1 rRNA gene is annotated in these 1,072 nt (G+C 54.8%); it reads right to left on the bottom strand.

The annotated features are described in order from the left end of the window. Positions 1-56 precede the first annotated feature (56 nt). Positions 57-1,072 (bottom strand): 23S ribosomal RNA (locus HMPREF3172_RS00040); the annotation flags it as partial.

The raw sequence follows: 1,072 nt of genomic DNA, 5'->3' as shown, positions 1-1,072 counted from the left end.
TTGTTGGTGTTTGTTGTGTTACTCGCCTTGGCACCCCACCAAGAGTGTGTGGGTGTTTGGGTGAGTGATTGGTGTATTAGTACCAGTCAGCTGCGCACATTGCTGTGCTTCCACATCTGGCCTATCAACCCAGTCGTCTACTGGACACCTCAGGGGAAATCTCATCTTGAAGCAGGCTTCCCGCTTAGATGCTTTCAGCGGTTATCCTTCCCGAACGTAGCCAACCAGCCATGCACCTGGCGGTACAACTGGCACACCAGAGGTTCGTCCGTCCCGGTCCTCTCGTACTAAGGACAGCCCTTCTCAGATTTCCTACGCACGCAGCGGATAGGGACCGAACTGTCTCACGACGTTCTAAACCCAGCTCGCGTACCGCTTTAATGGGCGAACAGCCCAACCCTTGGGACCGACTCCAGCCCCAGGATGCGACGAGCCGACATCGAGGTGCCAAACCATGCCGTCGATATGGACTCTTGGGCAAGATCAGCCTGTTATCCCCGAGGTACCTTTTATCCGTTGAGCGACCACGCTTCCACAAGCCATGGCCGGGTCACTAGTCCCAGCTTTCGCTCCTGCTCGACACGTCCGTCTCACAGTCAAGCTCCCTTGTGCACTTACACTCACCACCTGATTGCCAACCAGGCTGAGGGAACCTTTGGGCGCCTCCGTTACTCTTTGGGAGGCAACCGCCCCAGTTAAACTACCCATCAGGCACTGTCCCTGGACCCGATCAGGGTCCGAAGTTCAGGAATCCACTATGGCCAGAGTGGTATTTCACCAATGACTCCACACACACTGGCGTGCACGCTTCTACGTCTCCCACCTATCCTACACAAGCCACACCGAACACCAATACCAAACTATAGTGAAGGTCTCGGGGTCTTTCCGTCCTGCTGCGCGTAACGAGCATCTTTACTCGTAATGCAATTTCGCCGAGTTCGCGGTTGAGACAGCAGAGAAGTCGTTACGCCATTCGTGCAGGTCGGAACTTACCCGACAAGGAATTTCGCTACCTTAGGATGGTTATAGTTACCACCGCCGTTTACTGGGGCTTAAATTCTCCGCTTCGAAC

This window comes from Brevibacterium sp. HMSC08F02, from assembly GCF_001807555.1.
Lineage (GTDB): Bacteria > Actinomycetota > Actinomycetes > Actinomycetales > Brevibacteriaceae > Brevibacterium > Brevibacterium ravenspurgense.
Note: the sequence above shows the minus strand (reverse complement) of the source record. Positions and strands in the feature narration are given on the sequence as shown.